The 6,472-nt window shown below is 69.1% G+C and carries 5 protein-coding genes; all 5 read right to left on the bottom strand.

Annotation, left to right across the window (positions count from 1 at the left end; all coding sequences use genetic code 11):
• Nucleotides 1-223: 223 nt before the first annotated feature.
• The 5 genes from ACFXMF_RS20790 to ACFXMF_RS20770 all read right to left on the bottom strand — a co-directional run bounded on the left by ACFXMF_RS20790 (nt 224) and on the right by ACFXMF_RS20770 (nt 6,469).
• Entirely contained in the window at nt 224-1,294 is a 1,071-nt protein-coding gene (locus ACFXMF_RS20790; RefSeq protein WP_360324307.1) for an SIS domain-containing protein, read from the bottom strand.
• A gap of 348 nt (nt 1,295-1,642) precedes the next feature.
• Nucleotides 1,643-3,109 (bottom strand): glycoside hydrolase family 3 protein, encoded by a 1,467-nt coding sequence (locus tag ACFXMF_RS20785; RefSeq protein ID WP_360324305.1) that lies wholly within the window; start codon nt 3,107-3,109, stop codon nt 1,643-1,645.
• Nucleotides 3,110-3,115: 6 nt separating this feature from the next.
• Nucleotides 3,116-3,949 carry a carbohydrate ABC transporter permease gene (locus ACFXMF_RS20780; RefSeq protein ID WP_360324303.1) on the bottom strand — a complete coding sequence of 278 codons (834 nt, stop codon included), beginning with the start codon at nt 3,947-3,949 and terminating at the stop codon, nt 3,116-3,118.
• Nucleotides 3,946-4,950: a sugar ABC transporter permease gene (locus ACFXMF_RS20775; protein WP_360324301.1), complete on the bottom strand. Its 1,005-nt coding sequence runs from the start codon at nt 4,948-4,950 to the stop codon at nt 3,946-3,948. The genes ACFXMF_RS20780 and ACFXMF_RS20775 overlap by 4 nt, the downstream gene beginning before the upstream one ends.
• A gap of 220 nt (nt 4,951-5,170) precedes the next feature.
• Nucleotides 5,171-6,469 (bottom strand): extracellular solute-binding protein, encoded by a 1,299-nt coding sequence (locus tag ACFXMF_RS20770; RefSeq protein ID WP_360324299.1) that lies wholly within the window; start codon nt 6,467-6,469, stop codon nt 5,171-5,173.
• Between the last annotated feature and the right edge of the window lie 3 nt (nt 6,470-6,472).

Here is a 6,472-nt window from a genome sequence, read left to right as displayed (position 1 = left end):
TCACGAGCGAGGGGCCACTTTTTTGTGGAGGAGCCTGCGACGGAACAAAAAAGTGGTGCCTCGCGAGCCGGCGCCGAAGGCGCCCAATAGAAGCAACGCTGCATCGCCGAAAGCCGCCACCCGCTCGCCGCACCCGCGACCCAGGCCCGGCCCCACCCCCGCCCCCCATCGCGAAGCCGTCCACGCGCAGAACGCGGCGTCCGCCGGCGCCCAAAACGCACCGTCAGTGCGTCTCCGTGACCTTCGCCAGTGCCCGCGGGGCGTCCGGGTCGAGGCCGCGGGCCATGGTGACCTCGTACGCCAAGAGTTGGAGCGGGATGATCTCCAGGATCGGCTGGACCTCCTCGGCCACGCCCTCCGGGAGGACGAAGCCGGCCGATGCGCGGCCGACCTGGTCGGCGGTGCCGATCACCATCAGGTCCGCGCCGCGGCCGCGCAGCCGCTCCAGAACGGGCTGGAGCGCGTCGCCGCCCTTGCCGTCGGGGACGACCGCGATCACCGGGCTGACGTTGTCGACCATGGCCAGGGGACCGTGCAGCAGGTCCGCGCCGGAGAACGACTGGGCCGGGATGTAGCTGGTCTCCATGATCTTGAGCGCGGCCTCGCGCGCCGTCGGGTAGCCGTAGCCGCGCGAGGTGATCACCAGGCGCTGTGCGAAGCGGTATCGCTGGGCCAGCTCGGCGACCTCGTGTCCGCGGTCCAGGATGTCCTGGGCCAGCGCGGGCAGCAGGTCGGCCGGCGACGTGTCGCCGCCGCGCAGGCCCTCGACGAACAGGTACAGCGCGAGCAGCTCCGCGGTGTACGTCTTCGTCGCCGGCAGCGCCTTCTCCGGGCCCGCGAGCACGTCGATGTGGAACTCGGAGACGGCCGCCAGGGCCGAATTCGGGTTGTTGGTCACCGCGAGGGTGATCGCGCCCGCCTTGCGGGCCGCCTCGGTGGAGGCCACCAGGTCGGGCGAGCCGCCCGACTGGGAGACGGTCACGACCAGGCAGTCGGTCAGGTCCGGCTCCGCACCGTAGGCGGTGGTCGTCGACATCGAGGTGAGCCCGGCCGGCTTGCCCAGCAGCACCTCGATCAGGTACTTCGCGTACAACGCGGCGTTGTCGCTGGTGCCGCGCGCCGTCAGCAGCACGAAGCGCGGGTTCCGGGCGGCGATCTCGGCCGCGATGGCCCGGATCGTCGGAGCGCCCTCGGCCAGGATCCGGCGCAGGACGGCAGGCTGCTCCGCCATCTCGGCGGACATGATGGTGCCCCGGTCGGGTCCCAGGACGTCACGGTCGTCGGTGGCGGACATGGTGCGGCCTTCCGTTGAATTTCTTGCCGATTGCAGCATTGCCAGGTTGAGAAATTGCGGGGTCGAGACGAAGCGACGGCGACGAGGCGACGGCGGTGCAGGGCGACCGGGCGAGGCGACGGCATCGCGAGCCGTCACGGGTCGAGGCGGATTCTCGCCGCCCCACCCCTACCCCGCCCACTCCAGTGTCCGACCCTCCGATGTCGGCCCGGTTCACAACGCCCGGACGCACCGTGTCGAACGCATTCACAACGTCCGGACGCATCGCCCCACCAGGCCCACCAGATCCACCGTCCCTACCCGACCCACCGGGTCGCCCCGGCAGCCGTCATCCCGCCATCCGGCCGGTCACCCCAACCGTCGCCCCGTCAAGAGTTCGGCGGCCGCGATGCCGCAGACCGTGGCGGCGCCGTGCGTGGCGAGGTGGGCGGCGCCCGGAGTGGCAGCTCCGGGGATGCCCATCTCGACCACGACGGCGTCCGGCCGCGCGGCGAGCAGGCTCGCCGCTATTTCGCCGGCCCACGCGTGGTGGTCCAGATTGCGGACCACCAGGACCAGGGGGCGGTCGGTCGCCGCGCGTAGCACGTCGTCGACGAGCTGCGGTTCGGCGGTCCGGGCCCGGGTGACGGTGGTGCCGGGCAGTGCCTCGGTCAGGACCGGGGCGATGCCCCACGGGGTCTGTTCGCCGACCGCGATGTTGGCGGTGGGCGAGAGTTCGACCACGTGCGCGGGGGTGGTGATCGGTACGACCGTGCCGGTCACCCGGACCGCGCGGCGGGCCGCGTCCAGGCCGAGCGCGTAGTCGACCGGTTCGGCCGCGCCGACCTTGGCCCAGGTGGCCAGTTCGTGGACCCGGGCCGCGGCGTCGACCAGCCGCTCCTCGGCGAGCCGGCCCTCGCGGACCGCGGTCACCAGCGCGTCGCGCAGGTGCAGCACGGTCTCCTCGTCGCACAACCCGCCGCCCACGCACACCGCGTCGACGCCGGCCGCGATCGCGCGCACGGTGCCGTCGGCGATGCCGTAGGTGTCGGCTATCGCGCCCATCTCGATCGCGTCGGTGACGATCAGGCCGGTGTAGCCCATTTCCTTGCGCAGCAGCCCGGTCATGATCGTCCGGGACAACGTCGCGGGGAACTCGGTGTCGTAGGCCGGCAGCACGATGTGCGCGCTCATGATCGCCTTGCTGCCCGCCGCGATGCTCGCGTGGAACGGGACCAGCTCGCGCGCGGCCAGCGTCTCGCGCGAGGCGTCCACGCGCGGCAGCCCGTGGTGCGAGTCCATCGCGGTGTCGCCGTGGCCGGGGAAGTGCTTGACGCACGCGGCCACCCCGGCCGACTGCAGGCCGCTCACGTACGCGGCGGTGTGCCGGGCGACCAGTTCGGGATCGGCCCCGAAGGACCGCACCCCGATGATCGGGTTGTCCGGGTTGGAGTTCACGTCGGCCGACGGCGCCCAGTTGAGGTTGACCCCGCACGCGGCCAGCTCACGGCCGAGCCCGCGCGCGACCGCCTCGGTGGTCGCGGTGTCGTCCACCACGCCCAGCGCCAGGTTGCCCGGCCAGCGGCTGCCGGTGTTCACGTGGATGCGGGTGACGTCGCCACCCTCCTCGTCGATCGCGACGACGAGGTCGGGGTTCTCCCGACGCAGTTCCTCGGTCAGTGCGGTGACCTGCTCGGGGGTCGCGATGTTGCGACCGAACAGGCCCACCGAACCCAGCCCGCCGGCGATGTGGTGGCGCAGCCAGCCGGGCGCGGTCAGGCCGTCGAATCCGGGCTGCAGGACGGCGAGCGCCAGGCGCTCGAGACGTTCGGACATGGTCGATCAGCCCTTTACCGCGCCGGAGGTGAGCCCGCCGGTGACCTTGCCCTGCAACACCAGGAAGATCGCAAGAACCGGAAGCATGAACAGGGTCGAGGCGGCCATGATGGCGCCCCAGTCGATGGTGATTCCGTTGCTGAACGAGTTGAGCCAGGTCGGCAGCGTGCGCTGCTCCGGCCGGTTCAGCAGCAGCGCGTTGGCGAACGCGAACTCGTTCCACGCGGTGATGAAGCCGAACAGCGACGTGGACAGCAGGCCCGGGGCCAACAGCGGGAAGACGATCTTGCGGAACGCGGTGAACCGCGAACAACCGTCCACCCGGGCGGCCTCTTCCAGCTCGACCGGGATGCCGCCGAGGAAGCCGCGCAGGGTCACGATCGAGAACGGCAACGTCATCACGAAGTAGATCGCGGTGAGCATCGGCAGCGAGTCGAGCAGGTCGTTGTCCCGCGCGATCAGGTACATCGGGATCATCAGCGCTTCCCACGGCGCCATCTGGGCGATGAACACCATCAGGATGAAGGGCGCCCGGCCCTTCCACTGCATCCGGGCCACCGCGAACGCGGCGAAGCACGCGACGACCAGGGCCAGCACCACGCCGACGCCCGCGACCATCAGGCTGTTGCGCCAGTAGTCCCAGAAGTGCGGCTGGTCGACGGCGGTCTTGAAGTTGTCCATCGAGATCGAGCTCGGGATGAACTTCGGCGTCGCCGACTGGATGTCCTTGGCCGGCTTGAACGCGGTGAGGACCATCCAGTAGACCGGGAAGATCGACACGGCGAAGACCAGCAGCGCCGCGAGATTGAGCGGAATCCGCTTCAGGGTGCGCGCCTTCACTTGTCGGCCTCCCGTTCCTGCTTGAACATCTGGCGGAAGTAGAAGACGAGCATGATCGCGAGGAGCACCACGGTGATCGTGGAGATCGCTCCGGCCATGTCGAACAACTTGGCCGACATACCTTGTTGGTAGGCGTACACGGGCAGTGTGCGCACCTCGTTGATCGGGCCGTTCTCACCCGCGATCGCCCAGATCTGGGCGAAGGACTTGAAGATCCAAATCACTTCCAGCGAGGCCACCAGCCCGAAGATCGGGCGCAGCATCGGGAAGGTGATCGAGCGGAAGATCCGTACCGGACCCGCGCCGTCCAGCCGTGCCGACTCGTAGATGTCGCTGGAGACGGTGGTCAGACCGGCGTACAGGGTCAGCGTCGCGAACGGAATCGACTGCCACACGATGAGCAGGGTGACCACCGTCAGGGTGGAGCCCGCGTGCCCGAACCACGTGTAGCCCTCGTAGTCGAAGCCGAGCTTGACCAACGCCCAGTTGACCACGCCGTTGTCCGAGCGGAAGAGCCACTTGAAGATCGTGGTGGCGGCGATGACCGGGGTCGCCCAGGCGGCGACCAGGCCGATCAGCACCACGATCCGCATGGTCTTGCCGAGCTTCATCAGCATCAGCGCGCAGAGCGTGGAGACGATCATGATCGCCACCACGTTGACCGCGGTGAAATAGAACGTGCGGCGGGTGACTTCCCAGAACTCGCTGTCCTTGAGGACTTCCTGGTAATTCTCCCAGCCGACGTATTCGGCCGACCGCGAGATGAGCTGCTTGAAGCGGTAATGCTGGAACGACAACATGACGTTCCGGACCACCGGATAGAACAGCAGGAAGACGATCCCGAGGATCGCGGGCGCGACAAGAAGGTATGGGGTGACCGACTTGACGATCCCCGACGGCTTGCGTGGGGGCTTCGTTGCGCGTCTGACGCCGGCGGGCGCCTGGTTGCGCGGGGGCTGCGTAGGTGTCGCGACCACCGCATCTGCCTTGGAGGCTGACACAGCTGCCTTCCCGTTGTTCGGTGTCGGGGGTCTGCGGCCCGTCCGGCCCGGTGGCGGGACGTGGCGAGAGCGCGGAGCCGGCGACGGGGGTCCGCCGGCGGGCCGCGCCGGGTGGGCCGGGCCGGTCCCGCCGCGAGAAGGTGCCCCGCGGCGGAAACCGGCCGTTCGGTCCGGCTGCGCCGCACCCGAACCGCTCGGCGGTCCGGGTGCCTGCGTCAGGTCAGTTCTTGGTGTTCAGCGTCTTCTCGATCGACGTGTTGGCTTCCTTGCCGGCTGCCGCGGCGTCGTTACCGGTCATCACCTTGGTGAGGTAGGCCTTGATCGGGTTGTTCTCCTCGACCGAGGCCCAGTTCGGCGAGTTGGGGGTGGCGAAGCCGTTCTTCGCGCCCTCCATCATCGCCGCGCCACCCGGGTCGGCCGTGACCGCGCCGCCCAGGGTGTTCTTGTTCGGGAGCTGCTTGGTCGCCTGCGCGAGCTTGGTCTGCCACTCGTCGCTGTTGATCAGCTTGATGACGTCGTAGGCCAGGTCCTGGTTCTTCGACGCCTCGGGGACCATCAGGTCGGAACCGCCGGTCAGCGCGGCACCGGCCTTGCTCGCGTCCTTGCCCGGGATCGGGAAGAAGCCGAACTTGTCCTTCAGGGCCGGGTTCGACTTGATGATCGTCTCGGCCTCGCCGGGAACGGCGATGAACTGGGCGATCTTGCCGCCGTCGGCCGCGACGACCTCGGGCTGGGTCTTCTCGTCGCCGTCCTTGGCGGCCTTGCCGTACGACTGCAGCTCCTTGTAGAAGGCAGACGCGGCGACGGCCGGGGCGCCGTCCAGGTTGGCCTTCCAGGCGCTGCCGGACTTGGTCGCGATGTCCGCGCCCTCGTCCTTGAGCAGACCGGCGTAGAAGTACCAGTTCTGACCCGGCAGGTAGATGCCCTGCTGGTCCCCGCTGTTGAGCTTCTTGGTGGTCTCGATCCACTCGGCGCGGGTCTTCGGCGGCTGCACGCTCGCCTTGGCGAAGAGGTCCTTGTTGTAGATCACGACGCGGTTGGCGGCGTAGAACGGGATGCCGTAGGTCTTGCCGTCGACCTTGCCCGGGTCGGACAGACCGGTCAGCCAGTCCTTGCCGCCGAGCTCGGTGACCTTGGAGCTGAGGTCCTTGAGGCCGCCGGAGGCGCCGTACTGGGCGATCTGGGTGTTGCCGGCCTCGATCACGTCGGGGGCGTCGTTGCTGGCGAGCGCGCCGGTGATCTTCTGGCCGATGCCGTTCCACTGCTGGATCTGCACGTCGAGCTTGGCGCCCGGGTGGTCCGTCTCGAACTTCGCCTTGAGCGCGGCGATGTAGTCGTCGGGCGCGGAGCCCTTCATCAGCCAGACCCGGACGGTCTTGCCGTTGCCCGCGGCCGGCGCGTTCGGCGCGGACGCCGCAGGCTTGGTGTCCTTTTTGTCATCGCTGCTGTCGGATCCACAGGCGGCAACACCGGTCAGCGCCGCCGCGACACCGGCCGCGACGAGAAGACGACGCTTCACTAC

It is taken from the genome of Embleya sp. NPDC059213 (genome assembly GCF_042754445.1).
GTDB lineage: Bacteria > Actinomycetota > Actinomycetes > Streptomycetales > Streptomycetaceae > Embleya.
Note: the sequence above shows the minus strand (reverse complement) of the source record. Positions and strands in the feature narration are given on the sequence as shown.

Excerpts from the sequence above, each read along its gene's own strand:
- ACFXMF_RS20790 (WP_360324307.1), bottom strand. The coding sequence starts at position 1,294 with ATGTCCGCCACCGACGACCGTGACGTCCTGGGACCCGACCGGGGCACC.
- ACFXMF_RS20785 (WP_360324305.1), bottom strand. The coding sequence starts at position 3,109 with ATGTCCGAACGTCTCGAGCGCCTGGCGCTCGCCGTCCTGCAGCCCGGA.